Source organism: Humibacter ginsengiterrae (assembly GCF_054780115.1).
Genome location: NZ_BAAGWY010000016.1, coordinates 66,890 through 93,139, shown reverse-complemented (window position 1 = coordinate 93,139; position 26,250 = coordinate 66,890). Strand labels below are relative to the sequence as shown.

Sequence of the window (26,250 nt, the reverse complement as noted above, 5' to 3'; positions counted from 1 at the left end):
AGCTCGCCGCCTGGCAACACGCCACCAACGAAAACCAGCGGCAAGTCGACTGGCAGTTCACAACAGCCGACGCCCGCGTGAAACTCCGCCACCTATACCCATGCGTTTAGATGCGACGAGCTACTAGTGTCACTTGGGGGTGGGGACGGTAGGGCGGCGCGTCACGCGTCCTTCTGCAACTGCATCAGCAGTTGCGGAGCGCGACGATCGAGGATGCCTCCACCCAGCCGCACCCCGATCGCCAGACTGATCGGACCGAGCACGACGCCGGCCACGAGAGCGATCCACCCCCACAGCAGTTGCCCGGTCACCACGTCCACCACGAGCAGCACGATCTCCGGTGCCGTGACCACGGCGAGCACGCCCCAGGTGAGGAACGTGGACCCGAGCAGCGCCGTGTTCGCGCCGGGCCGCGTCTTGAAGGGGTTGTCCCCTGGGGCCGGCGCCGGATACACCAGCACCGCCGAGGTCACCGAGCACACGGCCAAGCCGCCGAGTAGCAGACCGAAGGCGAGTCCGAGCAGGCCGGGCACGAGCATCCACTCCTGGCTGATGCCTGCGGTGATGAGGGTCACGGCGACCGCGGCGGGAAGGCCGAAGGTGAGCACGGCGGATGCCCGCCCCCAGCGGTCCGCGCGCCCGGGCACCCCCTTGCTGACGTGCAGCACGAACGCGGTGGAGTCGTACGACACGTCCGCGATCAGGGTGACGCCGAGGAGGAACGCGACCATCGGCCCCGACCACAGCAGGAGCGCGTGGAAGTGGGTCAGCGACGAGTAGAACCAGAACAGGATCGGTATCACCGGGATGATCACGAGCTGGCGAACATAGCGCGGGTCCCGGAACCAGTAGTTGAGGCAACGCGCGGCGATCGCTCCGGCCGGCGTGGCCGGCAGCAGCCCGAAGAGGCCGAGCTTGCCCTGCGCGCGCACCCTCGATGCGGCGTGCACCGGCGTGACGAGCGAGCGGGAGAGCCCCCAACGCCACACCAGGAACACGACCGCGATCGTGGCCGCACCGATGAGGGCGCGCAGCACGGCGCCGAGCGGGTCGCCGAGCGCGACCTGCGACGGGATGGCCCAGATCGCCCCGAGCGGGGTCCACGACATGGCATCGCCGAGGCTCGGCAGGGCGTCGGCCGAGTGCCGCAGAGACGACGTGACGCCGACGATGATCGGCCCAAGCAGCACGAGCGGGATGAAGATGAGGATGCCCGCCGCCTCGCGGAACCTGCGGCCGGATGCCAGCCCCGCCGCCGCGGACGTGACGGCGCGGGACAGCATGACGCAGAGCAGCGCGCCGGCGATCCCGCAGAGCAGTGCGAGCACGGCGATTCCAGGCATCCGGAGCCACGATCCGAACGTGAAGACCGATGCGACCATCGTGATGGCGCCGGGGATGGCGACCACACCCGAGATGAGCAGGCCGGTCAGCAGCTTGTTCAGCGGGATCGGGTAGACGGCGAGGTGCGGAGGATCCAGAGTCTGTTCGACCGAGAAGAACAGGGGAAGGATCGCCCAGCCGAGCGTGAGCACGGAGCCGGCGAGCACGACGACGGTGCGCACGATCTCCACCGGCGCCAGGTTGAGCGCGAACAGTCCGACGATGACCATTCCGAGCACGAACAGGCCGTAGAGGCCGCCGATGATGACGGCGATGAGCTGACCGATGCTGCGCTTGAGACTGTTGCGCAGAACGAGCAGGCGAAGCCTTACGAGTGCTGCAACCACTCCGGCCCCTCCTGCACGCGACGGCCGCCGACGAGCTGAACGAAGCGGTCCTCGAGGTCGGCGCCGCCGCGCACCTCGTCGACCGTTCCGGATGCCACGACATGCCCGTTCGTGATGACGGCGACGTGGTCGCACATGCGTTGCACGAGGTCCATGACGTGCGAGGAGACGATGACGGTGCCGCCTCCGCGCACGAATCCGCCGAGGATGTCGCGGATGTTCGCCGCCGAGATCGGGTCTACCGACTCGAACGGCTCATCGAGCACGAGCAGCCGCGGGGCATGCACCATCGCGCACGCCAGCGCGATCTTCTTCGTCATGCCGGCCGAGTAGTCGACGACGAGCGTGCCCGCCGCGTCCTGCAGGTCGAGGAGCTGCAGCAGATCCTTCGTGCGCGAGACCGCGGTCGGACGGTCCATGCCGCTGAGCAGACCCGCGTACACCACGAGCTGCTCGCCGGTGAGGCGGTCGAACAGCCGGGCGCCATCGGAGAGCACGCCGATCTGCGCCTTCGCTTCCAGGGGCCGCGCCCACACGTCGATGCCGTGCACGGCGACGGCGCCGGCATCCGGCTTGAGCAGCCCGGTCGCCATGCTCAGTGTGGTGGTCTTGCCTGCACCGTTCGGTCCGACCAGGCCGTAGAAGCTGCCGATCGGCACGTCGAGACTGATTCCGTCGACCGCTCGTTTCTGGCCGAAGGACTTGTAGAGCCCGCGGATCGACAGCGCGGCCGCCGGGTCGGGTGCGGGCGGCGCGTACTGCGCCGGCGGGTTGACGGCATCGGTCATGGCAACCCAGCCTATTGCGGGCATCCGACCCTGTCGTCCCGCGATCGGATGACATCCGATGCGCCGATCACCAGCCGATCGCGCGCCACGCGGAGATGAAGCCGACCATCCAGCACGCCACGCACAGCACGAACGCCCCGAGCGTGATCCACCAGCTCGACGCGCGACGCAGCATGCGCACCAGCCCACCGACGAACCCGGCGAGCGCGACGACGACGGATGCCGCGCCCGCCGCGAACAGGCACGCCACCGCCGCTTCGGAGCTGCAGGATTGCGGAGGGCAGTAGTCGAGGAACGCGAGCCCGAAGATCGCCGCGAATGACGCGATGCTGATGAACGCCCCGGTGACCAGCCACACGACGACCGAGATGATGATGTCCCAGACGAGGTAGGGCGGCTTCACCTCCTGGACGGTCATGGTGCGAGTCTACGAACCGTGTATGGGCATCCGCCCGACGAGCTATGACCGCGCGATGAGAGCCGGGGCAGCGCGGACGGGTTCGGTCAGCGAGATGCTCGGCCCGGGCCCTGGCATGCCGAGCGGATGCAGTCAAGTCCTCGACAACGCTCGGGCAGAGCGGTGAATCTTGCAGACTCCGAGGAAATGAGGAATCGCATGCGCAAGTTCTTCACCGTGCTCACGATCGGCGTGGTCGCACTCATCGCGTACACCTATGGGGCGAAGGCCGGTCGCGGCAGATACCGCGAGATCCGCGCGGGCATCGACGCGATGTGGAACGACCCGCGCGTGAAGAAGGCCCGCAAGCGGGCCATGAAGCGCGCGGAGAAGGCTGCGAAATCGCTGTAGCCGCAAGCAGGACGAACAGGATCGGAACGTCAGGAGAAGAGACATGGCCGAGATGAACGAGGCACTGGGGGACGGCGTGGATGACGCCGCAGACAAGGCGAAGGGTGCGGTCGACGAGGCGGCCGGCGCGGTTTCGGAACGCATGAACGAGGCATCCGAAGCGGGGTCGCGAGGGGTCGACCGAGCCGTCGACACCGCACACGACGTCATCGACGACACCAAGAAGAAGGCGTCGCGCGGGATCGACCAGGCGGGCGGCTCGTTCGATGACATGCGCGACAGCGCACTGGACACCACCAGCGAGAACCCGCTCAAGGTCATTCTCGTGGTCGCGGCCATCGCCGCCGTGGTCGGCTTCGTCGTGGGGATGGCCTCCTCCAGGAGGTCTTAGCGCCGGATGCCGGGCCCGCGGACTCGAGCCCGGCATCCGCACGCCGCTCCTGCTGGGTGCGCCGATCCACTTTTGAACAGGTCTGTCTGATAGGATGCGCACATGGCAGCACGCGACAAGGGATCGTCGCCACGGGAGCGTCTGCTCGCCGCCGCCGACGAGCTGTTCTACGACGAGGGCATCCACACCGTCGGCATCGACCGCATCATCGAGAAGGCCGGCGTTGCCAAGGGCTCGCTCTACTACAACTTTGACGGCAAAGACGATCTGGTGCGCGAGTACCTGCTCGGCCGCCACGCCAGCATGGCCGCACGAATCGAGGGCGCTATCGGCGCTGTCGACGACCCGCGCGCGAAGCTGCTCGCGATCTTCGACGAGCTCGGGACCGTCATCCGCGATCCCGGCTACCGGGGATGCGCGTTCTCCCGTGCCCTGGCCGAGGCCCAGCCCGGCAGCGCCGAGGTCGAGGAGGCGGCCAGCTATCGCGGCTGGATGCACGGCCTGTTCGGCCGGCTCGCCAACGCGCTCGACGTGACGGATGCCCCCACACTCGCCGAGCGGCTGCTCGTGGTCTACGACGGCGCGCGCATGGGATTCCAGATGGACGGCGATCCGCGAGTGGCGGAGACGGCGCGCGCACTGGCCGAGCAGCTCATCGACGCTGCAGTGCCGGCATCCGCCGACCACTGATCGCCGGCTTCGCCCGCTGAGCGACCGGCCCGCAGCGCGACCACCGCCACACAGCCCGTTTATCACCGCACGATCGGCCGGAAATCGAACGAGGCTCCGTACACACAGCGCTCATTCATCCGGCCGATCTGACTATTTCCGCCCGACCGTTCGTGGGCACTGGAGGCTGGCTGCCGGTGCTGGTCGCGCAGGAGGGGCGGGTGGACGCCTCAGACGGTCGCCGTGCAGCCGGTGGTCGGGCATCCTGCCGCGCGCTCGGCCTTCGCGAGGGCGGTTGCCGCCCTGCGCTGCCGGGTGATGAGGCGCTGCTGGGCCAGGAGGCCGACGACCGCGGCGAGCGCGATCACGATGCCGTAGAGCACGACCGTCGAGGTCAGGCCGAGCGGCGCGATGAGCAGTCCCCCGGCGATGGCCGGCAGGCCGAAGGCCAGGTACGCGACGGTGTAGACCGCGGCGAAGACGCCTGCTCGCTCGTGCGGCTGGGCGATGCCCGTGAGCACACGAAGTGCTCCCGACAGCGAGGCGCCGAAGCCGGATCCGCCGATCACTCCGCCGACGATGAAGAGCGTCAGCGACCCGCCGTCGACGGATGCCACGATGAGGGCACCCCCGATGAACACCGCGACGACGGCGAAGAGCAACACGCGGCGCACCGCGATGCGACCGAGCACGAAGCCGACGACAGCAGCGGCCGCCGGCGCCGCGAACGCCGTGATGCCGTCCACGGCTCCGCTGTCGATGTGGAACACGCGCAGCACGATGGTCGGGCCCAGGCCGAGGAACAGGGCGCCGAGCGTCCAGGTCGCGATGATGCCCGGTACCGCGGCAACGAACTCGGCCCGGGCGGCACGGGGAACCGCGATGCGCGGAATCAGGCTTCGTGCGGCGCCGCTCCGCCGGGTCGAGGTCTCGGGGGCGAGTACCGCCACCAGCAGCCCGAGTACGGCAACGACGGCGAGCACCGCGAACACGACGGCTTCGGCCGACGTGGTGAACTGCGTCGCAAGGCCGGCGAACAGCGCGCCGAGCGCTAGGCCGGCGGGCGGCACCGCGCCGCCCATGATCGATCCGAGTCGCTTGAACCGCTCAGGTGCGAGCTCGACCATGGACGCCGTGAACGCACTGGTCGCCGCACCCGTCGCGATGCCCTGCAGCGTGCGAGCCGCTGTCACCCACCAGATGTCCGATGCCACGACGAAGCCGAGCATCGCCACCGCCTGCACCGCAAGCGCCACGATCAGCACGGGACGTCGCCCGATGTGGTCCGACAGCTTGCCGGTGACGAGCAGCGCGGCGATCAGGCCGAACGAATACGCCGCGAACGCCAGCGTGAGCGCCCACGACCGAAAGCCCCATTCCTGCTGGAGCAGCAGGAGGATCGGCGTCGGTGCACCGGATGCCAGGTACAGCCCGACCGCGGCGAGCGCGGTTCCGATGAACGCAGCTCCCTTCGGAAGGGTCAGGCGCCGTCGCACGGTCGCCAGGGACGCCGTCGTGTCCGCCGCGCGTGGCGATACCTGTGAAGTCATGCTGGCCTTCTCTCTTTGAACAGACTTGTTCAAACCGATCTGTCCAAGACATTAGACCGATCTGTTCAAGAAGGCAAACGCGGCGAGGCGTCGTCAGACGCTGTTGGGATCGAGATTCAGGGTCGTCCCCGAATAGAGGTACTGCTGGTCACCGAAGACCTGCAGGTTCGCGTTGAGCCAGATGAGATCCGTGACCGAGATGCCGAACCGAGCCGCCACCACCGAGGTGATGTCGCCGGGAGCGATCAGGTAGCTCTTCGGGGCACCGCTGGCCGTGGTCGCCGTGACGGTGCCCGTTGCATAGGTGCGCGCACCACCATCTGCCGGGTGCACGTTGGACTGCCGCACCGGAACGTTCCAGCTCACCGTGTTCACCGCCAGCACCTTGTTGGGCCCGAGTTCCACCGGCACGCCGTCGGCGGAGGCCACCGACGAGTAGGTGACCAGCGCGACGAGGTACGAAGGCTGATCCTCGGAGCCGAGCGACCCAGATGAGCTCTGCGGCGACGTCGTGGGGCCGCCGAACAGGTGGTCGCCGACCCCGTGCCAGGTGAGGCCGTCGCCCACCTTCGGCGGAATGTCGAGCAGCGTGACCGACACCGGGATCGGCACCGTCGACGTGAACCCGGAGTACTGCGCCGTGAACGTGTTGTCGCCGTTCGCGACCACTCTGTAGTGGTAGTGGATGCTTCCCTTCGGCGACGCGACATCCCCTTGCGCGACGACCGTGCCGGCCGGCACCGGGATGAGAGTGGGAGCCGGTTCCGACGCCTCGCTCGGGGCAGGCGTTGCCGGATGCGATATCGCCGGATCGGCGGCAGCGGCGGAAGCCGTCGGCGACGGCGTGCGCGTGTGCGGCGCTTTGCTGTGGGTGGCGTGCGTCTTGGCTGTCGCGGCGGCCACGCTGCATCCGCTGAGCGCCGCCGCGAGCACCATGGAGGCCCCGATCGCAGCGAGCCAGCGCGCCTTCGCGCGTCCGGTTCTCGCTCGGTTCTTGCCGTCGACCTCGTTGCCGCCCCTGATCATCCGCACAGCCGAATACTAACCGTGCGTCTATCACGGCTTCGCCGCTCAGAGACTCAATCGGCTCGCCGCCTGTCACCTCAATCGCCTCTAGGCGATGCGATGACTCGAGCCGAACCCGCCTCTGCTGCGACGCCTAGCGCTTGCTCTTGTGGTGCAAGGTCTTTTCGTCGACGGGAGCGTCTCCGGATGCCCTCAGCACGCGGTAATACTCTCTCGCCTCGTTCTGACGCTCGGCTTCGGCACCACTGGCGATCTTCGCGCGCAGGTGCTCCTGCTCGAAGCCGAAGGCATCCACCAGGGACTGCGCGTGCGGTCGCAGCCGCGCGACGAGCCGGTCGATGTACGCGGTCACAGCCTGCGCCCGCTGCGGGGAGAGCCGACCGTGGATGATGTGCCAGGCGACGTGCTTCTCGATGAGTCCGAGGCCGAACAGGTCGCGCAGCCAGGTGAGCACCTGCTTGGTGCCGGCATCGTTCACCGTGTCGAGCGCCTCAGTGAACGCCTCCCACTGCAGCAGCTCGCCGTGCGCGCGTGCGGCCTCGATGAGCTCGTTCTGCTGGGAGTTGAACAGCGCGGCGGCCTTGTCCTTGGGCAGCTTGTTCGCGTTCCGCAGGCGTGTGGCGACCTCGGCGATCATGGTCTCGACGCGATCGGTGAGCAGTTCGCGCTGGGTCTCCGGGTCGCGTAGCTGGCCGACCGAACGCGCAGTCGAGCCGAAGTCGGCGACCGTCTGCGCGAGCCGGCGCAAGCCGGAGCCATGGTACGCACGGTCGGCGGCCTGCGCTACGACGTAGCGGGCGAGGGCACCGGCATCCGCCTTCGCGAACTTCTTCGAGTAGTCCGTCAAGAGGCGCTTGGCCACCAGCTGCAGCAGCACGTTGTTGTCGCCCTCGAACGTGACGTAGACGTCGAGGTCGGCGCGCAGGCTGACGAGACGGTTCTCGGTGAGGAAGCCCGCTCCGCCGCACGCCTCGCGCGCCTCCTGGAGTGTGTCGAGCGCGTGCCAGGTGGAGAGCGGCTTCAGAGCGGCGGCGAGGGTCTCGAGGTCTTGACGGTCGTCATCCGTGTCGGCCTTGCCGCTGAACACCTCGTCGAACTTCAGCAGCAGCTTGTCGTGCGCGAAGTACTGCGCAAACGTCGTGGCGAGCCGCGGGATGAGACGCCGCTGGTGCCGCTGGTAGTCGAGCAGCACCTCCTCGTCGGTGTCGCTGCCCGCCGTGAACTGGCGGCGCTGATTGCCGTAGGTGACGGCGATGGTCAGGCCCATTGCGGCAGCGATGGTGGATGCGCCGTCGAGCGACACGCGGCCCTGCACGAGCGTGCCGAGCATGGTGAAGAAGCGGCGTCCCGGGCTCGAGATCGGGCTGGTGTACGTGCCGTCCTCTGCGACGTCGCCGTAGCGGTTCAGCAGGTTGTCGCGCGGGATGCGCACGTTCGTGAAGTGCAGGCGTCCGTTGTCGATGCCGTTGAGGCCCCCTTTGAGGCCGTCGTCCTCTCCGCCGATGCCGGGCAGGAACTCGCCGGTCGCGGCGTCGCGGATCGGCACGTAGAAGCAGTGCACGCCGTGGTTGACGCCGTTCGTGATGAGCTGCGCGAAGAGGGTGCAGGCCAGGCCGTCCTTCGCGGCGTTGCCGAGGTAGTCCTTCCACGCGCCGCGGAACGGCGTGTCGATCACGAACTCCTGCGTCTCGGGATCGTAGGTGGCGGTCGTGGCGATGGAGGCGACATCCGATCCGTGCCCGGTCTCGGTCATCGCGAACGCGCCGGGAACCTCGAGGCTCATGATGCCCGGCAGGTACTTCTCGTGGTGCTTCTGCGTGCCGAGGTGCAAGACCGCAGCACCGAAGAGCCCCCACTGCACACCGCCCTTGATCTGCAGCGAAGGGTCGGCCGTGACGAGCTCCTCGAACGCCGCGATGTTGCCGCCGTGGTCGTTGCCGCCGCCGACGGATGCCGGGAAAGCGCGGTGCACCTGCCCGTTCTCCACCAGCAGCTTCAGCTGCTCGAACACGCGCTTGCGGTGCTCGTCGAGACTCAGACCCTCGACCCGCTGCAGCGCGGGGTTCTTCGCGAACTCCAGGGATGCGAGGCGCACGTCGGCCCATGAGCCCAGCAGCTTGCGGCCCAGCTCGGCCACGCTCACCTCGGCGGGCGGGGCGTCCACGTCGACGGGACCGGTCTGCAGCGTGTAGGAGGACCGGTCCGGCCGTGTGATGTGCTCGGTGACGGGCTTCGAGGCGGTGTCGACCATCGCAAGACCTTTCTCAGGTGGGGATTCCTACCACGGTAGGCAGGCATCCTTTTAGCGGCCAGTTCGCCGTGCGGATGCCACAAACGGCCTTCGGACGCCGGCAGGGATGCCTGTGGCTTTGCGCAAGGCGCTCGCCGGAAGCGAACCGGGCTAGCTCGTCGTGGACCTTTCGGTACCTCGACGGGCTCAGCGCGGTGCTTGCTTCGCTCGCTCCGGCACCTCGTGGGACCAACGCGCCCAGGCAGCCACATAGACGGCCAGGCCGACGACGAGCCCGGCTACGACCCAGAGCACGACCGTGAAGTCGATCCAGGAGCCGATCGGGGGCGAGCCGGGCAGGAACGTGCGCAGCGGAATGGTCGCGAACAGCATGGCACCCATCCACCCCATGAAGGATGGTTCGAGTTTGCGTTTGCCTCGGAATGCGGTGATCGCCACGAACAGCACGAGACAGGGCATCACGACGAGCAGCGCCAGGAGCACGAACGCGAACGCCACGGTGCTGCCGGAGCGCGCGGAGGTCACGTCGATGTGCGGCCATACCGCGAGTGCTTCGTTGAGGGTGGCGGGGAGCTCCTTGGGAGCCTCGCCGATCTGCGTGACGTTCACACGCCATCCCGGCACATCGCCGCTGAACCAGACGTGCGTGGGGATCGGGCGGCTCACTCCGCCGCTCGTCACATAGGCGAGCACGACGAGCTCGTCAGCGCGGTAGCCGTCGAACGGCCAGTTGCCGATCTCCCCGTTGGCCAGCACGCGCACCGGCTTGGTGGCGATGGCCGAATCCGCCGGGAAGACGAGCGACTGATTGCCCTCCACGGGTGCCACGATCACGTGGATGTCTTCGGCGAGAGCGAGGCCGTTGCCGGTGAAGAGTGTCTCCGAAGGGTCGATGTGTACGCTCATGTCGATGCGCTGGTGGGCGGCATCCACTCCCTCTACGGTCAGAACGACCGTGACGCCGCCCTTCTCGGGCTCGGGCTGGGACTCTCCGAGCGAAGTGACGCTCCCGCTCACGGCATACAGCGTGACGACGAGGGCGTACACAAGGGCGAGCACGACGGCGACGGCGACGACGCGCACGACCGTGCGACGGTTCGGCGCGCGGCGTTCTTCCCCCACGGGCGAGAGCTTAGGGCGGCGACGGATGCCCGCTCGCGCGCCCCGCGGATGCCGTGCGAACCATCGCACCCGCACACCGCCGAATGCTCCACCGGAGATCGTGCCATCGGCCGGATAGAGCCCGCTCGTCTACGCGGTGCACGGCGTCATCTCCGGCGCATCGTGTGCTGGCGAGATCGTCGTGGTGTGTCGCCGGCTCCTGGCATGCTGGTCGGCATGACGCGGTACATCGCGCTGCTGCGCGGCATCAACGTAGGCGGACGCACCATCAAGTCGGCCGAACTCGCCGAGGCGTTCCGTTCGCTCGGATACGACAGCGTGAAGACGGTGCTCGCGAGCGGCAACGTGGTGTTCGAGGCGGAGGGCGAGGCATCCGCTCGGCGTGCTGAAGCTCTCAGATCGGACATCGAGATGGCGCTCAGCGACGCGTTCGGCTACGACGCGAAGGTGCACGTGCTCGATACGGATGCTCTCGCTGCGATCGTCGACGCGTACCCGTTCCCGGGGCGCGACGGCTGGCACCGTTACGTCGTCTTCCTCATCGGCGCCACCGGGGCGCCCGGCTCGACTGACCGTCCCGCCGACCTGGATGCCGTCGCCCGGCATGCCCTGGAGCTCGACGTCGACCCCGAGCTCGAGCAGCTCGCCGACGGCGGTCCGGTTCTCTTCTGGACGGTCGAGCGCGGGCACACCTTGGACAGCGTCGTCGGCAAGGGCATCGGGGCAGGTCGCGGCAAACTGCTCACCACGAACCGCAACCTCAACACGCTGCAGAAGCTGCTGCGATGAGCGTCGAACGACCGATCCTGCGGCTGCCCAACGCAGGCGCCTGGCGGGAGTGGCTCGAGCGGAATCACGCCGTGGATGACGGTGTGCAGCTCGCGCTCGCCAAGGGCGGTGCGCCCGGGGTCACCTACGCCGAGGCTCTCGACGAGGCGCTCTGCTTCGGCTGGATCGACGGACCCAAGCAGGGCCTCAGCGACACCGAATGGCTGCAGACCTCACCCGCAATTGAGGCGAGAGCAGTAGGAGCTCGCTCCTACTGCCGAGCCGATTGCAGCGGGTTGAGCGGCGAAGCCGCGAACACACCGAGGCGAGCGCGGAGCATCTGGTCGAAGCGGAACCGCGAGCACGTCGCGCGACTCGAGCGCGAGGGCCGCATGACCGACGCCGGGCGCGCCGAGGTCGCACGTGCGAAGTCGGATGGACGGTGGGATGCCGCCTACGCCGGATCCCGGGACATCGAAGTGCCCGACGATCTGGCGGAGGCGCTGGCGGCGAACTCGCAGGCATCCGCGATGTTCCAGGCGCTCACGAGCCAGAACCGGTTCGCCATCCTGTTCCGCATCGGCAACGTGAAACGGGCCGAGACGCGAGCACGCAAGATCGCGGAGTACGTCGCCATGCTCGAACGCGGCGAGACGATTCATGAGCAGAAACACCCTGACAAGGAGGCCCGAGCATGACCCTTTGGATCTGCGCGACGTGCGGTGTCGAGCACGCCGACTCGCCCGAACCGCCCGCCGAGTGCGCGATCTGCAGCGACGAGCGGCAGTGGGTTCCCCGCACCGGGCAGAAGTGGACGACGGCGGACGAGCTCCGAGCTGATGGCATTCGTGTCGAGCTGCACGAAGTGGAGCCGGGCATGATCGCCGTCACGAGCGACCCCGAGGTGGGCATCGGGCAGCAGTCGATGCTGGTGAAGACCCCGGGCGGCAACCTGTTGTTCGACCCCATCGGATACGTCGATGAGGATGCCGCCTCCCGCGTGCTCGAGCACGGACCCGTACTGGCGATCGTGGCCAGTCACCCGCACATGTACGGCGCACAGGTGTCGTGGTCGCGGCTGCTCGGCGGGGCGCCCGTGTACGTGAACGAGGCGGATGCGGAGTGGGTGCGACGGCAGGACGAGGCGATCCGGCTGTTCCGCGACACGGTCGAACTCGCTCCGGGCTTCGAACTGCACACGCTCGGCGGCCATTTTGCGGGGAGCACCGCTGCGCTCTGGGATGCCGGCGCGGACGGCAAGGGCGTGCTGCTGGCGGGCGACGCGATCTTCCCGAACCCGAACGGGACATCCGTGTCGTTCATGCGCAGCTACCCCAACCTGCTGCCACTGTCGGCCGCCGTCGTGGAGCGAGTCGCGAGGAAGGCGCTCGGCCTTCAGTTCGACCGTCTCTACAACAACTTCGGTCGCAGCGTGCCGCAGGATGCTCACGAGGTGATTCGTGCATCCGCCGACCGTTACATCGCGTGGGTGCGGGGAGACTACGACGACCTGACGTGAGGCGCGCATCGGAGTGGAAGATCGCGCCGTTGAGGTGCAGCTGCCGGTCGCGTCGACCGCTCAACCGCCGGTAGAGGCAGGCGAGGCCGCCACGACGGCGAGAAGATCCTCGCCGTAGGTCTCCAGCTTCTTGGCGCCGACACCGGAGATCTGCGCAAGCTCATCGAGCGTGCTCGGCCTACTCGAGGCGACCCCGCGCAGCGTGGCGTCGCCGAACACGATGTAAGCCGGAACGCCCTGCTCCCTCGCCTGCTCGGTGCGCCAGGCGCGAAGCGCCTCGAAGAGCGGATGCGCCGCCTCGGGCAGCGCCTGCACGCTCGCCTTGGTCGCGCGCGAGCGCGGGACCCGCTCCTCCTGGTGACATAGCAGCACCTTGCGCGACCCGTTCAGCACCTCCGCGCTGGCGGGCGTGATCGCCAGCGTGCCGTAGCCGTCGTCATTCACCGCGAGCAGCCCCAGCGCGAGGAGTTGTCGCACGACGCCGCGCCACTGCTGCTCGCCGAGATCGTCGCCGATACCCCACGTGCTGAGCGAGTCGTGGCCGTACTGGTCAACGCGCGGCGTGCGCTTGCCGCGCAGGATGTCGATGAGGTGCCCGGCACCGAACCGCTGGTTGCGCTCGCGCTTCAGCCGAACCACCGTGGACAAGAGCTTCTGCGCAGGTACCGTGCCGTCCCAGGTCTCCGGCGGGTTGAGGCACGTGTCGCAGTTGCCGCACTCTCCGGATGACTGCCCGAAGTACTGCAGCAGGTTCTGCCTTCGGCAGTGCACGGTCTCGCAGAGCGCGAGCATCGCGTCGAGGTGAGCGGACATCCGCCTGCGATGCGCGAGATCACCGGGTGACTCCTCGATCATGCGCCGCTGCTGCACCACGTCTTGCAGACCGTAGGCCAGCCACGCCACCGCCGGTTCGCCGTCGCGACCGGCACGGCCCGTCTCCTGGTAATACCCCTCGACGGACTTCGGCAGATCGATGTGCGCGACGAAGCGCACATCCGGTTTGTCGATGCCCATCCCGAACGCGATCGTGGCCACGATCACGACCCCGTCTTCGCGTAGGAACCGCGACTGGGCTCTGGCGCGCGTACCGGCGTCGAGCCCCGCGTGGTACGGCATGGCGTCGATGCCGTTCTGGCGAAGGTGCTCGGCCGTCTGCTCCACGGTCTTGCGGCTGAGCGCGTACACGATGCCGGAAGCCGGACCGTCGCCGGAGACCGGATCGCCGCCGAACTCGTTCTTGATGAACGAGACCAGCTGCCGCCGCACCTCGTTCTTCTCCACGATGCGGTACTGGATGTTCGGCCGGTCGAAGCTCGCGACGAAGTGCTCGGCGTTCTGCAAAGCCAGCCGCTCGGTGATCTCCCGATGCGTCGCGTCGGTCGCGGTCGCCGTGAGCGCGATGCGCGGCACTTCCGGCCAGCGCTGCGCCAGCTCGGAGAGCCCCAGGTAGTCCGGCCTGAAATCGTGACCCCACTGAGACACGCAGTGTGCCTCGTCGATGGCGAACAGGGCGATCTTTCCGCGCGACAGCAGCTGCTTCGTCTGTTCCGACGACAACCGCTCCGGGGCGACGTAGAGGAGGTCGAGCTCGCCGCGCAGGTAGGCGCGCTCCACGGATGCCCGCGCTCCGGCATCCTGCGTCGAATTCAGGTACGCCGCGCGTACGCCGACAGCGCTGAGGGCGTCGACCTGGTCGTGCATCAGAGCGATGAGCGGCGACACGACCACTCCGGTGCCCTCACGCACGATGGACGGCACCTGGTAGCAGAGACTCTTTCCACCGCCGGTGGGCATGAGAACAACGGCGTCGCCGCCGTCGACGAGCCGGTCGATGACCTTGGCCTGGTCGCCACGGAACGCGTCGTAGCCCCACACGGTCTGCAGAACGTCGAGCGGGTCGGCTCCGACCATGCGCCGAACGGATGCGCGCTCCAGCTCCTCCTCGTACCGATCGGCGCCACCGCTCGGCGCTGCTCCGCTGCCGTTCGACGGAAGAAGCTCCGGCCCGTAGTCGTCGTCGGGCGGGACGAACTCGTCGGGATCCCAGTCCGCGGGATCCCAGTCGGCAGGGACGGCAGGATCCGGCGGCGGTTCGAACGGTTCGGGCAAGCTCACCGGTCAAGGTTAACCGGGGCTCCCGACGGGCGGCCCCGGGCCGCAGGCTCCTGTGCGAAACCCGTTCTCCACAGCCCGGGCCGGGCCTGGCGTCCTCGCAATTGCGACGCGTTCCAGCGATCGCGCCGCAGGACCGGCGCAATCGCGTTGTTCAGGCCCGGCGGGGCCAAGCGGCGCGAAAGCTAGGCTGGACGCATCCGAACGCATCAGGAAACGGCATGACCTCACGCGGCATACGCACGCTCCGCGGCACCGCGGCTGCGTGCTTCGCCGTCTTCGTCGCGGCGCTGTTCCACGACGCGGCCGGTGGCGGTCTGCCCTCTCTGCTGGCGGTCTCGCTGTCGCTGGCGTTCGCCGTTCCGCTCTGCGTCGTGCTCGCGGGGCGACGGATCTCACTGTGGCGACAGGCGGCATCCGTCGGCATCAGCCAGCTGCTCCTGCACCTGCTCTTCGGCCTCGGGTCGGATGCCTCGGGCACCATCCTGCACGCTCCCGCCGGCCACCTGCACCTCGGCGAGCACATCGCCATGACGGCCGGGCGGGCGATGCCGATGCACGACCACAGCCCGCTCATGTACGTGGCTCACGGGCTCGCGGCCATCGTCACGTTGGCCGCTCTGCGCCACGGCGAACGAACACTGCACGCGCTCGCGAACTTCGCCGCGCTTCTGGTGACGTCGATAGCGCGCCTGGTTGTCGTGCCGTTCCGCACCCCTGCACGGATGCCCGTGCAGACGCGCCCGCTCACGCTCGCGTCCCCGACGCGCGTGCTCGGCTCGCTCCGCCACCGCGGCCCGCCTGTTCTCGTCTGAGGGGCGAGCCGCCCGGGCAGCCTGTCCCTCGTTCCTGCGTCAGTCATCCGTCATTCCCGTGTCACAGAAGGCGCGGATCCCGGCACCCTCTGGAAGCACCTGCTGAGACACCGCCGACCTACGTGTCTCACAAACGGCGCGCTCGGCCGCCGCGCACTCACGTTTTCTGAGACACGAGGCGTTGCCACGAGAGACGACCGGCCCGATCGACGCAGACATCCAAGACATCCATACGCACCGCGCGTATATATGCGCGAACAGGCATACGAGAGAGACCATGACCAAACACACCCTTGCGGCCGCAGTCGCGGCCGCGATCGCGGCCATCGCACTGGCGGTCGCCGCACCGCTGGCAGCAAGCGCGCACGTGCGCGTCGACCCCGATCAGGCAGCGCCTGGCGGCTACAGCGTGCTCACGTTCCGCGTCCCGACCGAGTCCGCGACGGCGGGCACCGTCGGGCTCGAGGTCGACTTCCCGACCGCGACTCCGTTCACGTCCGTTTCGTACCAGCCCGTTCCGGGTTGGTCCGCGACTGTCACGACCTCGAAGCTCGCCAAGCCGGTGAAGATCTCCGGTGCGACCGTCACCGAGGCGCCTACGAAGATCGTCTGGACCGCCGATCCGGGAGTGCAGATCAAGCCGGGACAGTTCCAGCAGTTCAGCATCTCGGCCGGCATCGTGCCAGACACCGGCAAGATCGAGATGCCGGCCATCCAGACGTACTCCGACGGGTCGGTCGTGAAGTGGGACCAGCCGACACCGGCATCCGGTGAGGAGCCGGAGCATCCGGCGCCAACGCTGTACATCAACGACGCTCCGCCGTCGTCGTCGAAGACGGCACCGACCGTCGTGACGAGCACGCCTGCCCCGGCGGCATCGAGCACCTCGGCGACCGATGCCGTTGCTCTCGGTCTCGGCATCGCCGGACTTGCCCTGGCCGCGATCGCTTTGGTCGTGGCGGTGCTCGGGCTCGTACGCCGGCCCCGGTCGGCAACGACCGCGGAGCATCCCGGCGCGGCGCCGCAATCGCCGACGCGCGAGGACGGCGTCTGATGCTTCTGCGCGCGGCAGGGCGTCCTGCAACACGACGCTCGGTGACACCGACTCCGATGCACGGTGGGGCTCACCCCCGCCGCCGATCGATCGGTCACGCTCTGCGCGCCGGGATCGCGGTCGCCGCCCTCGCGGCGGCCGCGGTCGTCGGCCCGCTCGCCGCCGCTCCGGCGAGCGCTCACGATTACCTGGTCGACAGCTCCCCGAAGGCGGGATCGACGCAGACGACACCCATCGACAGTGTGAAGCTCACGTTCGACGACGTGGTGCTCGATCTGTCGAAGACGGGGCCTGGGGCTCTGCTGCAGGTGACGGGCCCGAACGGTGCCGGCAAGCACTTCGAGACCGGATGCCCGACCATCAGCGATCGCAAGGTCACGGTTCCCGTCGCGCTGGGTGGTCCCGGCAAGTACCTGGTCACGTGGCAGATCGTCTCTGCCGACGGCCACGTCGTGTCGGATTCCATCCAGTTCACCTACGCGCCGCCGGCCGGGACGAAGGCGGCCGCCGGATCCTCGACCAGCGCCTGCAAGAGCGCCGGAGCCACCGCCGCCCCCAAGGCAGGAGCCGGTACCGCTCAGGGGACCGTGAACTCCGGCGCGATCGTGATCGTGATCGTGATCGCGGGGTCGATCGTGCTCCTCGCACTCATCGCTGTCGTGGTGATCGCGCTGACCAGGCGGCGGTCGCGCGAGGAGTGATCCTGGCGGGCGGCGCTCTTCTTCCGGCGCCCGCCACGCGGTCGACGATCCCGCGATACTGGACCCATGCCCACCCACCTCATCACCGGCGCGTCCTCCGGCATCGGCGCAGCCCTCGCGAAAGCACTTCACGAGCGCGGCGACGACCTCGTGCTGCTCGCGCGCAACGCCGAACGTGCCGAACAGCTCGTCGCGGGATTTCCTGGGGCGACCGCGCTGGTGGGCGACCTGGAGCATCCGGAGTCGTTGCAGGCATCCGTCGGCGAACGGATGCCTGCAACGCTCGACTCCCTGCTGCACGTCGCCGGGGTGGTCGACCTCGGTCCGGTGTCGGAGTTGCCTGCCCAGGTGTGGCGCCGCACGCTCGACGTGAACCTCGCGGCTCCTGCGGAGCTGACCCGGCTGGCGCTCCCGGCGCTGCGCGCCGCACACGGCCGAGCCGTATTCGTGAACTCGGGTGCCGGACTCAACGCCTCACCCGACTGGAGCGCCTACGCGGCTAGCAAGTTCGGCCTGCGCGCCCTCGCGGACGCCCTGCGCGCGGAGGAACGCGCCAACGGTGTACGGGTGACGAGCGTGTACCCGGGGCGCACGGCGACGCCCATGCAGCAGAAGGTGCACGAGCAAGAGGGCGCGGAGTACGACGACGCCGACTGGATCAGACCGGAGTCCGTGGTCACCGCCGTGCTCACCGCTCTTGACCTGCCGCGAGACGCCGACCTCACCGACGTCCGCGTGCGCCCTGGCCGGTGACCCGGCCTTCCCGGCGGAACCGGTGCCCTCAGTGACGCACGTGCAGGCCGTCGAGCAGTAGTCGCACCATCGGGTTCGGTGAGCCGTCCGGCGAAGGAGCTCGGTGGCTGAGATCGCCGATGGCTTGGAGCAGCTCGAACGGGTCGACATCCGAGCGGACCTCGCCGGCCTCGACGGCAGCGTCGACCAGCGACCGGATGGCGGGCCCCAGCTTGTCCTTCAGGTATGCGGGGAGGGAGCCGAACGCCGGTTCGTCGGAGCGCAGAGCCGCGGAGAGACCCTGCTTCGTCGCGACGAACCGCGTGAAACGCGTGATCCAGAGGTCGAGGGCTTCGCCTGGGTCGTGGTCGGCGAGCAGTTCGGATGCTGCGGCCGCGGTGGCGTCGATCTCGGTCGTGAAAACCGCAGTGACCAGCTCTGCCCTGGTCGGGAAGTGCCGGTAGAGCGTGCCGACCCCGACCCCCGCCTCGGCAGCGATCTCACGCGAGGGAGCGTCGACGCCCGACCTGGCGAACACCATTCGGGCCGCCGCCAGCAGACCGTCGAGGTTCTTCCGCGCGTCCGCACGGACTCGTCGTTCGGGGACCATGGACGAGGCCACGACAACACCTCCTTGCTATTCGGAACAACGTTCCATATAGTCGAGTCGATAGCGGAACGTTGTTCCGTATTCGATGCTACAGGAGGACCCCATGCAGTACCGCACCCTCGGCCGCACCGGCATCAAGGTGACCCCTTACGCGCTCGGCGCCATGATGCTCGGCTCGTTCGGCAATCCCGACCGACAAGAGGGCGTGCGGATCATCCGCAAGGCACTCGATGCCGGCATCAACTTCGTCGACACCGCCGATCGCTACGGCGACTCGGAGGAGGTGGTCGGCGAGGCGCTTGCCGGCCGTCGCGAGGAGGTCGTGCTCGCCACGAAGTTCTTCGGCCCGGTCGACGATGAAGTGAACCACCGCGGCGCGTCGCGCAGGTGGATCATGCAGGCCATCGAGCGCTCGCTCCGCAACCTCCGTACGGACTACATCGACCTGTACCAGCTGCACCGTCCCGACCCCGAGACCGACATCGACGAGACGCTCTCGGCACTGACCGATCTCGTCCGGCAGGGCAAGGTGCGTGCGATCGGCACATCGTCGATGCGCGGGTCCGAGATCGTGGAGGCGCAGTGGATGTCCGAGCGCCGCGGGTACGAGCGCTTCCGCACCGAGCAGCCCAACTATTCGATCCTCGACCGCGAGATCGAGCGCGAGATCCTGCCGGTTGCACAGCGTTACGGCATGGGAACGCTCGTCTACAGCCCGCTGGCCGGCGGCGCGCTGTCGGGCAAGTACCGGGCAGGCCAGGCGAACGAGAACTTCCGCGCCAGCACGGGCATGCAGCACTTCCGCGACGAGCGCCGACTCGCGGTCATCGAGCAGCTCATCGCGCTGTCGGAAGAGGTCGGCATCAAGCTCACGCACCTGGCGATGGCGTTCGCGATCGCACACCCCGGCGTCACCGCCGCCATAGCCGGACCGCGCACCATGGAGCAGCTCGAGGACACTCTGGCCGGCGCCGGTGTCGCACTGTCGGACGACATCCTCGACCGGATCGACGCCATCGTTCCGCCGGGAGAGAGCATCGGCGCTATGGACATGGTCTATCGGGGACCCGAGGTCGCGAACGCCGCCCTTCGCCGGCGCCCCGCGAATTCTCGTTCGGCACGGTAGCGGCCATCCGAGTGTTCGATGGTGGTCCAACTTTGCCGGAGCGCGACTATAGTTGTTTCACAGCAAGCAACTACTTTGGGCGCCCTGCGTGAGTCGCGCCCGTCGGACATTCTGGAGCTCTGTGACAGCCGCCACACCGCCGCCCTCCCGAACTCTCTTCACCAAGGAGCACCCGCACTACAAGTGGGTCACCCTGAGCAACACCACGCTCGGCATGCTCATGGCCACGATCAACTCCTCGATCGTGATCATCTCGCTGCCCGCCATCTTCAAGGGCATCCAGCTCAACCCGCTCGAGCCGGGCAATGTGAGCTATCTGCTCTGGATGCTCATGGGCTACATGCTCGTCACCGCCGTGCTGGTCGTGACGTTCGGGCGTCTGGGCGACATGTATGGCCGGGTGCGCATCTACAACCTCGGGTTCGTGGTGTTCACGGTGGGATCGATAGCACTGGCGTTCGACCCGTTCACGAACGGTGCGGGCGCGATGTGGCTGATCGTGTGGCGGTTCGTGCAGGGCATCGGCGGGGCCATGCTGTTCGCGAACTCCACCGCGATCCTCACGGATGCCTTCCCCGCCAACCGGCGCGGCATGGCGCTGGGCATCAACCAGGTCGCCGCGATCGCGGGGAGCTTCATCGGCCTCATCGTCGGTGGCCTGCTCGCCGTCATCGACTGGCGTGCCGTGTTCTTCGTCAGCGTTCCGATCGGCGTGATCGGCACCATCTGGTCGTACATCTCCCTGAAAGAAGTGGGCACCAAGAATCCCGGAAAGCTGGACTGGCCCGGGAACATCACGTTCGCGGTCGGACTCGCCGCACTTCTCACCGCGATCACGTACGGCATCCAGCCTTACGGCGACAGCTCCACCGGATGGGGCAACCCGTGGGTCATCGGCGGGATCGTCGCCGGGATCGTGCTGCTCGTCGTGTTCGCGTTCATCGAGTTGCGCTCCCGCGCACCGATGTTCAACATGCGGTTGTTCCGCATTCGCGCTTTCGCGATGGCGAACCTGGCCGGGCTGCTGGCATCCGTCGGCCGAGGCGGTCTGCAGTTCATGCTGATCATCTGGCTGCAGGGCATCTGGCTGCCGTTGCACGGCTTCAACTACGCTGACACACCGCTCTGGGCCGGCATCTACATGCTGCCGATCACGATCGGCTTCCTCATCGCCGGCCCGCTGTCCGGCGTGCTCTCCGACCGGTTCGGCGCCCGGATGTTCGCCACGGTCGGACTTCTCATCGTCGCGGCCACGTTCGTGCTGCTGCTCATCATCCCGGTGAACTTCGAGTACTGGCAGTTCGCGCTCATCACGGGTCTGTCGGGCATCGGATCGGGCATGTTCGGCGCACCGAACCGCACCGCGATCATGAACAGCGTTCCCGCGAATCAGCGAGGCGCGGCATCCGGCATGGCGGGCACGGTGCAGAACGCCGGAACATCGCTGTCGATCGGACTGTTCTTCTCGCTGCTCATCTCGGGTCTTGCGGCGTCGCTGCCCTCCGCCCTCTACAACGGACTCACGTCGCACGCCGTGCCGACGGCCGCCGCGCAGAAGATCTCCGAGCTGCCCCCGGTGGGCAGCGTCTTCGCCGCATTCCTCGGCTACAACCCGATCCAGAGCCTGCTCGGCCCGACCGGCGTGCTCGACAAGCTGCCGAAGACCGACGCCGCGGTACTCACCGGCAAGGAGTTCTTTCCGCAACTCATCCAAGGGTCGTTCCACAATGGGCTCGTGGTGGTGTTCATCGCCGCCGCGATCATGTCGCTGATCGGCGCCGTCGCCTCGTTGAGCCGCGGCAAGAAATACGTGCACGTCGACACGACGCCGACGACTCTTCCGCACAAGCCCGGCGAGGGCGGCGATGCTGCTTCCCGAGCAGCCGCTCCCGCTGCCGTGACGGCAGCCGACACCCCCGCGGCTGCCGTCACGGGATCCTCCCGCCGCGACACCGGCGGCCCCGGCGACTGACGACGGCCTAGGATCGACGGATGCCTGCCCCACTGGACCAGGAACGCCGCGACGCCACGCACGGCGCCGCATCCCCTGCCGGTGCCGACCGCGCGGAGACTGCGGCACGTCTCGCCGTCGTGGTGGGGCGCATCAACCGGCGCATCCGTGCGGTCGGCGAGGGTCTGACCCAGGCGCAGCTGTCTGCGCTGTCGAGCATCGTGCGCAAGGGACCGCTGCGCCCCGGCGACCTCGCCCGCATCGAGTCGGTCGCCGCGCCGAGTGCGACTCGCGTCGTCGCCGAACTGGAGTCGCGTGGACTCATCGCGCGAGAACCCGATCCGGCCGACGGGCGCTCATCGCTGGTCAGCGCGACGGATGCGGGGCAGGCGGCGGTGCTCGCCGCCCGCGCCGAGCGGGCCAAGCGCATCTCGGTGCTCCTGGCCGGACTCGACGACGATGAACTGGCCACCGTCGTGGCGGCACTCGACGCGCTCGAGATCGTCGCGGTGCACGTACCGCTGCCGCCGGGGGCCGAGGCCGATCGCGCCGAGTGAGGCTTACGGCTCCTCGTCGTCTTCGATGACCTCTTCACGGCTGTAGTCGACGCCCTCCTCGGCCGAGCCGGCGAAGGCATCCCCGAACGCCTTCGGGTCGCCGAGGCGTTCCGCTACGCGGTCCGGGTCGTCGGCGTCGCCCTCCAGATCGTCGAGGATCCCGTTCGTCTGGTCGAACGGGTGAGCGACGTCTTCCGCGAGAGCGCTGAGGTTCGTGTCAGAGGTGTTCGATCCTTCGCCGCGCACGAAGCGCTCCGAATCGTCGGCGCCTGAGCCGCCGCTCGAGTCACCGCTGCTGCCGCCGCTGGGGTCGCCGAGGCTTCCGGCCAGCCCCTCGGAGGTGCCCCGCGTGCCGTCCTGCCGCATGTCGGGCTGGTCGGGATGAGCCGACGACGAGCTGTTCGCCGGCATGTCGGCCGTTCCCGGCACGTTGAGCACCTCCGCTGCGTTGCTGTCGGCAATGGGACTGCCCAGCGACGAATCGCTCGAGGCGGAGGCCCCTGACCCGGCGCCACCGACATCGGGTACCCCTGGGTTCGGGGCATCCGGCGGTGCCGGCCTCGGCTCCGCCGGGCTCGGCACCGTCGGCTCGGCAGGTGTGGGGACGGTCGGCTCGGACGGCGACGGCGGGTTCGGCTCAGGTGTCGGATCGCCCGGACCACCGGGCTGGTTCGGCTGATCCGGCGCGATGTCCGGCTCCGTCGGCCCGCCCGGCCCCGTCGGCATATCGGGAGGAACAGGACCTCCGGGCTGCACCGGGTCGCCGGGATCGCGCCCAGTGGGGTCGCCGCCGCCCGGATCGACGTGCCCGGGCGGCGTGGGCAGGTCGCTGCCTTGTGGGTTCGATGTGTCAGTCATGGTGGCACCCTCGCGCGCCTCCGGAGCGGATACCAGGGGTTGACGAGGCGCCCGTGGCGCGGGTGAGCAGAACGCGCAAAACGGTGTGAAACGCGCTAATCGACGGCTATGGCGCACAAGCGAGACAAGCTCACCTGCGATCGCACAGCATGGTCCATCACCAGCTAGAAGACAGAGAGGTCTGGACTGATGAGTGAACGCACTCCTCGCCGCGACCGCGCTCCGATCGCACACGAAGACGCGGCACGCATCGAGATCCAGGGACTGACCAAACGGTTCCTCACCCCGAAGGGCGAACCCTTCACCGCCATCCGTGACGTCACGCTCACGGTCGAGCCGGGCGAGTTCTGCGCCATCGTGGGACCGACCGGATGCGGCAAGTCCACGACGCTGGCGCAGGTCTCGGGGCTCGAGAAGCCCAGCGGAGGCGAGGTTCGGGTCGGCGGCAAGCTGGTCGACGGCATCACGAACGGCGTCAGCTACATGTTCCAGGCCGACTCGCTCTTCCCCTGGAAGACCGTGCTCGGCAACGTGATGATCGGACCGACCCTGCTCGGCACACCGAAGGCCAAGGCCACGACGCTCGCCATGGACTGGCTGCGCCGCGTCGGGCTCGCCGGCTTCGAAGACCGCTACCCGCACCAGCTCTCCGGCGGCATGCGCAAGCGCGTCGCGATGGCCGCTGCGCTGATCAACAACCCGCGCATTCTGCTCATGGACGAACCGTTCGGAGCGCTCGACGTGCAGACGAAGGCGATCATGCAGACGGAGCTGCTGCAGCTGTGGGAGCAGCTGCGGCCATCCGTTCTCTTCATCACGCACGACCTCGACGAGGCCGTCGCGCTGGCCGACAAGGTCGTCATCATGACGAGCAGCCCCGGCACCGTCAAAGACGTCTTCGACGTCGATCTGCCGCGACCCCGCGGCGACGTGCAGGAGATCCGGCACGAGGAACGCTTTCTTCAGATCCAGGGGCGCATATGGCAGTCACTCAAAGAAGAGGTCACCAGGGCATACGAGCAGACGACGGGGGTGGCGGCATGAGCACCACAACGGCCAAGGTCGATGGATACTTCGTGATCCCGACGGACGAGGTCGACCTGCAGGCATCCGCGCGCCGTGCGCGCAGCAGGCGCACCATGTGGATCTGGATCGGCCGGGCCGCACTCCTCGTGTTCGTCATCGGCGGCTGGCAGTTGTTCACCTCCCTCGGCTGGGTCGACAAGTTCTTCTACGGCCAGCCTTCGGGAATCTGGAACAGCCTCGTCAAGCTCTTCACGCAGGGCACGGCGTTCGGCTCGATCTGGGAGAACCTCTGGATCACCGTTCAGGAGGCCTTCCTCGGGTTCCTGCTCGGCACGGTTGCCGGCGTGCTGTTCGGCATCCTGCTCGGCTCGAATCGCTACCTCGCCTCGGTCTTCGGGCCGTACATCAAGGTCGTGAACTCCATTCCCCGCATCCTGCTCGGTGCGATCTTCGTGGTCGCGTTCGGGCTCGGGATGTTCCCCAAGGTGCTGCTGGCGGCGGTGCTGGTGTTCTTCGTGGTCTTCTTCAACGCGTTCCAGGGTGTGCGCGAGGTCGACCCGAACCTCGTTGCGAACGTTCGGGTGCTCGGAGCCTCGCCGCTGCAGGTGGCACGGCACGTGACCATCCCGTCGGCCATGACCTGGATCATCGCCAGCCTGCACACCGCGTTCGGCTTCGCCATCATCGGCGCGCTCGTGGCCGAGGTGCTCGGTGCGCAGAAGGGCGTCGGGCTGATCATCACGCAGGCATCCGGCAACTTCGACCCCGACACCGTGTTCGCCTGCATGGCCATCATCGCCGTCGTCACGCTCGTGGCCGAATACCTCATCACGCTGCTCGAGCGCGTACTGCTGCGCTGGCGGCCCCCGAACCGTTCAGAGACCCAGCAAGCCATCTGAACTCCCCCGCACAAGCACCCACCCTCGCACCACATCGGCCGCACGCGGCCACGAAGAAAGGAAAGCACTCACATGCACGCACGCAAAGTGTTGGCAGTGGCAGCGGCCGGAGCATTGGCGCTCAGCCTGGCCGCCTGCAGCAGCAACGGATCCGGCGGATCAGGCGGGTCCACCCCGGCAGCCAAGTCCGTCCCCACCGTGAAGCTCATGGTCGGCGGCATCGACAAGCAGATCTACCTGCCGTACCAGCTGGCGCAGAACCTCGGCTACTACAAGAAGTACGGCGTGAACGTCGAGCTCTCCACGGAGCAGAACGGAGGCGTCGGCGCTGAGGATGCTATGGCATCCGGCCAGGTCGACATGGCAGGCGCCTGGTACATCCACACCGTCGACTTCCAGGCCAAGGGCAAGGACGTCATCAACCTCGTGCAGCTCTCCGGCGCCCCCGGCGAGCGCGAGATGTGCAGCCCGAAGAGCGGCGTGAAGTCGGCGGCCGACTTCAAGGGAAAGACGCTCGGCGTCACCGACCTCGGATCGGGAACGGATGAGCTGACCCAGTTCCTCGCGTCGCAGCACGGGATCTCCAAGACGGACTACCACACGCTCGCGGTGGGCGCCGGATCGACCGCGATCGCCGCGATTCAGCGCGGATCCGCGGACTGCGTCATGACGACCCAGCCGACCGTGGGTGCGCTCACGTCGAAGAACCTGGCGACCACCGCGGTCGACCTCGCCACTGTGTCCGGTGCGAAGAAGGCGCTCGGCGGGGCATGGCCGGCAGCCGGGCTGCTTGCACGTGCGGACTGGGTGAAGTCGCACGAGGATGCCGCGCAGAAGGTGGTCGACGCGCTCGTCGCCACGATGCACTGGATCAGCAGCCACTCGGCCGCCGACATCGCGAACAAGCTGCCGTCGGACTTCGTGCAAAACGCCACGATCAGCAAGCAGCAGTACATCGCTGGGCTGACCACCGACAAGGGTCAGTTCCTTCCGGACGGCATCATGCCTGCGGGCGGCCCGAAGGTGATCTTCAACATGGAGAAGACGCTCGGCGTCGACACCTCGAAGATCACCTACGCCGACACGTTCAGCAACAAGTACGCGGAGGCCGCCAACAAGCTGGAGGGCTTCAAGACCACGACAACCCCGGCCGGATCCAACGGCTGAGGTAGCTGGAGCGAAGCGGG

At 68.1% G+C, this 26,250-nt stretch carries 26 protein-coding genes; 16 read left to right on the top strand and 10 right to left on the bottom strand.

Going from position 1 to position 26,250, the window contains the following annotated elements; all coding sequences use genetic code 11:
• Positions 1-161: 161 nt before the first annotated feature.
• From ACYVII_RS16545 to ACYVII_RS16535, 3 genes are all read right to left on the bottom strand, one after another.
• Positions 162-1,730, bottom strand: a complete 1,569-nt coding sequence (locus ACYVII_RS16545) for a transporter (RefSeq protein ID WP_460537125.1) — start codon at positions 1,728-1,730, stop codon at positions 162-164.
• The gene (locus tag ACYVII_RS16540; RefSeq protein WP_460537122.1) at positions 1,712-2,518 is read right to left on the bottom strand and encodes an ABC transporter ATP-binding protein; all 807 of its coding nucleotides are present in this window, start codon (positions 2,516-2,518) and stop codon (positions 1,712-1,714) included. The genes ACYVII_RS16545 and ACYVII_RS16540 overlap by 19 nt, the downstream gene beginning before the upstream one ends.
• Before the next feature lie 67 nt (positions 2,519-2,585).
• Positions 2,586-2,936, bottom strand: a complete 351-nt coding sequence (locus ACYVII_RS16535) for a hypothetical protein (RefSeq protein WP_460537120.1) — start codon at positions 2,934-2,936, stop codon at positions 2,586-2,588.
• Between the two features lie 198 nt (positions 2,937-3,134).
• Here ACYVII_RS16535 and ACYVII_RS16530 point away from each other — a divergent pair, with 198 nt between their 5' ends.
• The 3 genes from ACYVII_RS16530 (at position 3,135) to ACYVII_RS16520 (ending at position 4,407) form a co-directional block, all read left to right on the top strand.
• On the top strand, positions 3,135-3,326 hold the full coding sequence (locus ACYVII_RS16530; RefSeq protein WP_460537118.1) for a hypothetical protein: 192 nt from the start codon (positions 3,135-3,137) through the stop codon (positions 3,324-3,326).
• Between the two features lie 43 nt (positions 3,327-3,369).
• Positions 3,370-3,717: a hypothetical protein gene (locus ACYVII_RS16525; protein WP_460537116.1), complete on the top strand. Its 348-nt coding sequence runs from the start codon at positions 3,370-3,372 to the stop codon at positions 3,715-3,717.
• Positions 3,718-3,819: 102 nt separating this feature from the next.
• Positions 3,820-4,407 (top strand): TetR/AcrR family transcriptional regulator, encoded by a 588-nt coding sequence (locus ACYVII_RS16520; RefSeq protein WP_460537114.1) that lies wholly within the window; start codon positions 3,820-3,822, stop codon positions 4,405-4,407.
• A 209-nt stretch (positions 4,408-4,616) separates the two neighbouring features.
• Here the strand turns inward: ACYVII_RS16520 and ACYVII_RS16515 are convergent, their stop codons facing one another.
• The 4 genes from ACYVII_RS16515 to ACYVII_RS16500 form a co-directional block, all read right to left on the bottom strand.
• Positions 4,617-5,936 carry an MFS transporter gene (locus ACYVII_RS16515; protein WP_460537112.1) on the bottom strand — a complete coding sequence of 440 codons (1,320 nt, stop codon included), beginning with the start codon at positions 5,934-5,936 and terminating at the stop codon, positions 4,617-4,619.
• Positions 5,937-6,029: 93 nt separating this feature from the next.
• Positions 6,030-6,962 carry a LysM domain-containing protein gene (locus ACYVII_RS16510; protein WP_460537128.1) on the bottom strand — a complete coding sequence of 311 codons (933 nt, stop codon included), beginning with the start codon at positions 6,960-6,962 and terminating at the stop codon, positions 6,030-6,032.
• 133 nt (positions 6,963-7,095) lie between these two features.
• Positions 7,096-9,213: an acyl-CoA dehydrogenase family protein gene (locus ACYVII_RS16505; RefSeq protein ID WP_460537110.1), complete on the bottom strand. Its 2,118-nt coding sequence runs from the start codon at positions 9,211-9,213 to the stop codon at positions 7,096-7,098.
• Positions 9,214-9,399: 186 nt separating this feature from the next.
• On the bottom strand, positions 9,400-10,335 hold the full coding sequence (locus tag ACYVII_RS16500; protein ID WP_460537107.1) for a DUF4436 domain-containing protein: 936 nt from the start codon (positions 10,333-10,335) through the stop codon (positions 9,400-9,402).
• 216 nt (positions 10,336-10,551) lie between these two features.
• On the opposite strand from ACYVII_RS16500, the gene ACYVII_RS16495 reads away from it, so the two are divergent.
• From ACYVII_RS16495 to ACYVII_RS16485, 3 genes are read left to right on the top strand one after another with little or no spacing between them, the layout of a single operon-like run.
• Positions 10,552-11,124 (top strand): DUF1697 domain-containing protein, encoded by a 573-nt coding sequence (locus ACYVII_RS16495; protein WP_460537105.1) that lies wholly within the window; start codon positions 10,552-10,554, stop codon positions 11,122-11,124.
• Complete coding sequence (locus ACYVII_RS16490) at positions 11,121-11,801, top strand: YdeI/OmpD-associated family protein (protein ID WP_460537103.1); 681 nt, start codon at positions 11,121-11,123, stop codon at positions 11,799-11,801. The genes ACYVII_RS16495 and ACYVII_RS16490 overlap by 4 nt, the downstream gene beginning before the upstream one ends.
• Positions 11,798-12,622, top strand: a complete 825-nt coding sequence (locus tag ACYVII_RS16485) for an MBL fold metallo-hydrolase (protein ID WP_460537102.1) — start codon at positions 11,798-11,800, stop codon at positions 12,620-12,622. The genes ACYVII_RS16490 and ACYVII_RS16485 overlap by 4 nt, the downstream gene beginning before the upstream one ends.
• 60 nt (positions 12,623-12,682) lie before the next feature.
• On the opposite strand, the gene recQ is transcribed toward ACYVII_RS16485, so the two are convergent.
• Entirely contained in the window at positions 12,683-14,533 is a 1,851-nt protein-coding gene (gene recQ / locus ACYVII_RS16480) for a DNA helicase RecQ (protein ID WP_460537127.1), read from the bottom strand.
• Positions 14,534-14,955: 422 nt separating this feature from the next.
• Here recQ and ACYVII_RS16475 point away from each other — a divergent pair, with 422 nt between their 5' ends.
• From ACYVII_RS16475 to ACYVII_RS16460, 4 genes are all read left to right on the top strand, one after another.
• On the top strand, positions 14,956-15,549 hold the full coding sequence (locus ACYVII_RS16475) for a hypothetical protein (RefSeq protein WP_460537101.1): 594 nt from the start codon (positions 14,956-14,958) through the stop codon (positions 15,547-15,549).
• Positions 15,550-15,826: 277 nt separating this feature from the next.
• A complete protein-coding gene (locus ACYVII_RS16470; protein WP_460537099.1) occupies positions 15,827-16,603 on the top strand; it encodes a YcnI family copper-binding membrane protein in 777 nt (258 codons plus the stop codon).
• On the top strand, positions 16,603-17,304 hold the full coding sequence (locus ACYVII_RS16465; RefSeq protein WP_460537097.1) for a copper resistance CopC family protein: 702 nt from the start codon (positions 16,603-16,605) through the stop codon (positions 17,302-17,304). The genes ACYVII_RS16470 and ACYVII_RS16465 overlap by 1 nt, the downstream gene beginning before the upstream one ends.
• 66 nt (positions 17,305-17,370) lie before the next feature.
• Positions 17,371-18,057 (top strand): SDR family oxidoreductase, encoded by a 687-nt coding sequence (locus tag ACYVII_RS16460; RefSeq protein ID WP_460537095.1) that lies wholly within the window; start codon positions 17,371-17,373, stop codon positions 18,055-18,057.
• Between the two features lie 28 nt (positions 18,058-18,085).
• On the opposite strand, the gene ACYVII_RS16455 is transcribed toward ACYVII_RS16460, so the two are convergent.
• On the bottom strand, positions 18,086-18,658 hold the full coding sequence (locus tag ACYVII_RS16455; protein WP_460537093.1) for a TetR/AcrR family transcriptional regulator: 573 nt from the start codon (positions 18,656-18,658) through the stop codon (positions 18,086-18,088).
• A 91-nt stretch (positions 18,659-18,749) separates the two neighbouring features.
• Here ACYVII_RS16455 and ACYVII_RS16450 point away from each other — a divergent pair, with 91 nt between their 5' ends.
• The 3 genes from ACYVII_RS16450 to ACYVII_RS16440 all read left to right on the top strand — a co-directional run bounded on the left by ACYVII_RS16450 (position 18,750) and on the right by ACYVII_RS16440 (position 22,280).
• Entirely contained in the window at positions 18,750-19,772 is a 1,023-nt protein-coding gene (locus ACYVII_RS16450; RefSeq protein ID WP_460537091.1) for an aldo-keto reductase family protein, read from the top strand.
• 121 nt (positions 19,773-19,893) lie between these two features.
• Complete coding sequence (locus tag ACYVII_RS16445; RefSeq protein ID WP_460537089.1) at positions 19,894-21,744, top strand: MFS transporter; 1,851 nt, start codon at positions 19,894-19,896, stop codon at positions 21,742-21,744.
• A 20-nt stretch (positions 21,745-21,764) separates the two neighbouring features.
• Positions 21,765-22,280 (top strand): MarR family winged helix-turn-helix transcriptional regulator, encoded by a 516-nt coding sequence (locus tag ACYVII_RS16440; protein ID WP_460537087.1) that lies wholly within the window; start codon positions 21,765-21,767, stop codon positions 22,278-22,280.
• A gap of 3 nt (positions 22,281-22,283) precedes the next feature.
• Here ACYVII_RS16440 and ACYVII_RS16435 read toward each other — a convergent pair whose 3' ends face one another.
• Complete coding sequence (locus tag ACYVII_RS16435) at positions 22,284-23,138, bottom strand: hypothetical protein (protein ID WP_460537085.1); 855 nt, start codon at positions 23,136-23,138, stop codon at positions 22,284-22,286.
• Positions 23,139-23,327: 189 nt separating this feature from the next.
• On the opposite strand from ACYVII_RS16435, the gene ACYVII_RS16430 reads away from it, so the two are divergent.
• The 3 genes from ACYVII_RS16430 to ACYVII_RS16420 all read left to right on the top strand — a co-directional run bounded on the left by ACYVII_RS16430 (position 23,328) and on the right by ACYVII_RS16420 (position 26,230).
• Positions 23,328-24,182, top strand: coding sequence for an ABC transporter ATP-binding protein (locus ACYVII_RS16430; protein WP_460537083.1), 855 nt, complete (start codon positions 23,328-23,330; stop codon positions 24,180-24,182).
• On the top strand, positions 24,179-25,063 hold the full coding sequence (locus ACYVII_RS16425) for an ABC transporter permease (protein WP_460537080.1): 885 nt from the start codon (positions 24,179-24,181) through the stop codon (positions 25,061-25,063). Before ACYVII_RS16430 ends, ACYVII_RS16425 begins: the two co-directional genes overlap by 4 nt.
• 72 nt (positions 25,064-25,135) lie before the next feature.
• Positions 25,136-26,230, top strand: coding sequence for an ABC transporter substrate-binding protein (locus ACYVII_RS16420; RefSeq protein ID WP_460537078.1), 1,095 nt, complete (start codon positions 25,136-25,138; stop codon positions 26,228-26,230).
• The last annotated feature ends 20 nt before the right edge of the window (positions 26,231-26,250 follow it).

Bases quoted from the DNA above. Each gene is read 5' to 3' on its own strand.
- ACYVII_RS16510 (WP_460537128.1), bottom strand. From the start codon at position 6,962: ATGATCAGGGGCGGCAACGAGGTCGACGGCAAGAACCGAGCGAGAACC.
- ACYVII_RS16540 (WP_460537122.1), bottom strand. From the start codon at position 2,518: ATGACCGATGCCGTCAACCCGCCGGCGCAGTACGCGCCGCCCGCACCC.
- ACYVII_RS16495 (WP_460537105.1), top strand. From the start codon at position 10,552: ATGACGCGGTACATCGCGCTGCTGCGCGGCATCAACGTAGGCGGACGC.
- ACYVII_RS16450 (WP_460537091.1), top strand. From the start codon at position 18,750: ATGCAGTACCGCACCCTCGGCCGCACCGGCATCAAGGTGACCCCTTAC.
- recQ (WP_460537127.1), bottom strand. From the start codon at position 14,533: ATGGTCGGAGCCGACCCGCTCGACGTTCTGCAGACCGTGTGGGGCTAC.
- ACYVII_RS16435 (WP_460537085.1), bottom strand. From the start codon at position 23,138: ATGACTGACACATCGAACCCACAAGGCAGCGACCTGCCCACGCCGCCC.
- ACYVII_RS16485 (WP_460537102.1), top strand. From the start codon at position 11,798: ATGACCCTTTGGATCTGCGCGACGTGCGGTGTCGAGCACGCCGACTCG.
- ACYVII_RS16525 (WP_460537116.1), top strand. From the start codon at position 3,370: ATGGCCGAGATGAACGAGGCACTGGGGGACGGCGTGGATGACGCCGCA.
- ACYVII_RS16535 (WP_460537120.1), bottom strand. From the start codon at position 2,936: ATGACCGTCCAGGAGGTGAAGCCGCCCTACCTCGTCTGGGACATCATC.
- ACYVII_RS16425 (WP_460537080.1), top strand. From the start codon at position 24,179: ATGAGCACCACAACGGCCAAGGTCGATGGATACTTCGTGATCCCGACG.
- ACYVII_RS16475 (WP_460537101.1), top strand. From the start codon at position 14,956: ATGACCTCACGCGGCATACGCACGCTCCGCGGCACCGCGGCTGCGTGC.
- ACYVII_RS16470 (WP_460537099.1), top strand. From the start codon at position 15,827: ATGACCAAACACACCCTTGCGGCCGCAGTCGCGGCCGCGATCGCGGCC.
- ACYVII_RS16515 (WP_460537112.1), bottom strand. From the start codon at position 5,936: ATGACTTCACAGGTATCGCCACGCGCGGCGGACACGACGGCGTCCCTG.
- ACYVII_RS16420 (WP_460537078.1), top strand. From the start codon at position 25,136: ATGCACGCACGCAAAGTGTTGGCAGTGGCAGCGGCCGGAGCATTGGCG.
- ACYVII_RS16465 (WP_460537097.1), top strand. From the start codon at position 16,603: ATGCTTCTGCGCGCGGCAGGGCGTCCTGCAACACGACGCTCGGTGACA.
- ACYVII_RS16490 (WP_460537103.1), top strand. From the start codon at position 11,121: ATGAGCGTCGAACGACCGATCCTGCGGCTGCCCAACGCAGGCGCCTGG.
- ACYVII_RS16520 (WP_460537114.1), top strand. From the start codon at position 3,820: ATGGCAGCACGCGACAAGGGATCGTCGCCACGGGAGCGTCTGCTCGCC.
- ACYVII_RS16440 (WP_460537087.1), top strand. From the start codon at position 21,765: ATGCCTGCCCCACTGGACCAGGAACGCCGCGACGCCACGCACGGCGCC.
- ACYVII_RS16505 (WP_460537110.1), bottom strand. From the start codon at position 9,213: ATGGTCGACACCGCCTCGAAGCCCGTCACCGAGCACATCACACGGCCG.
- ACYVII_RS16460 (WP_460537095.1), top strand. From the start codon at position 17,371: ATGCCCACCCACCTCATCACCGGCGCGTCCTCCGGCATCGGCGCAGCC.
- ACYVII_RS16430 (WP_460537083.1), top strand. From the start codon at position 23,328: ATGAGTGAACGCACTCCTCGCCGCGACCGCGCTCCGATCGCACACGAA.
- ACYVII_RS16530 (WP_460537118.1), top strand. From the start codon at position 3,135: ATGCGCAAGTTCTTCACCGTGCTCACGATCGGCGTGGTCGCACTCATC.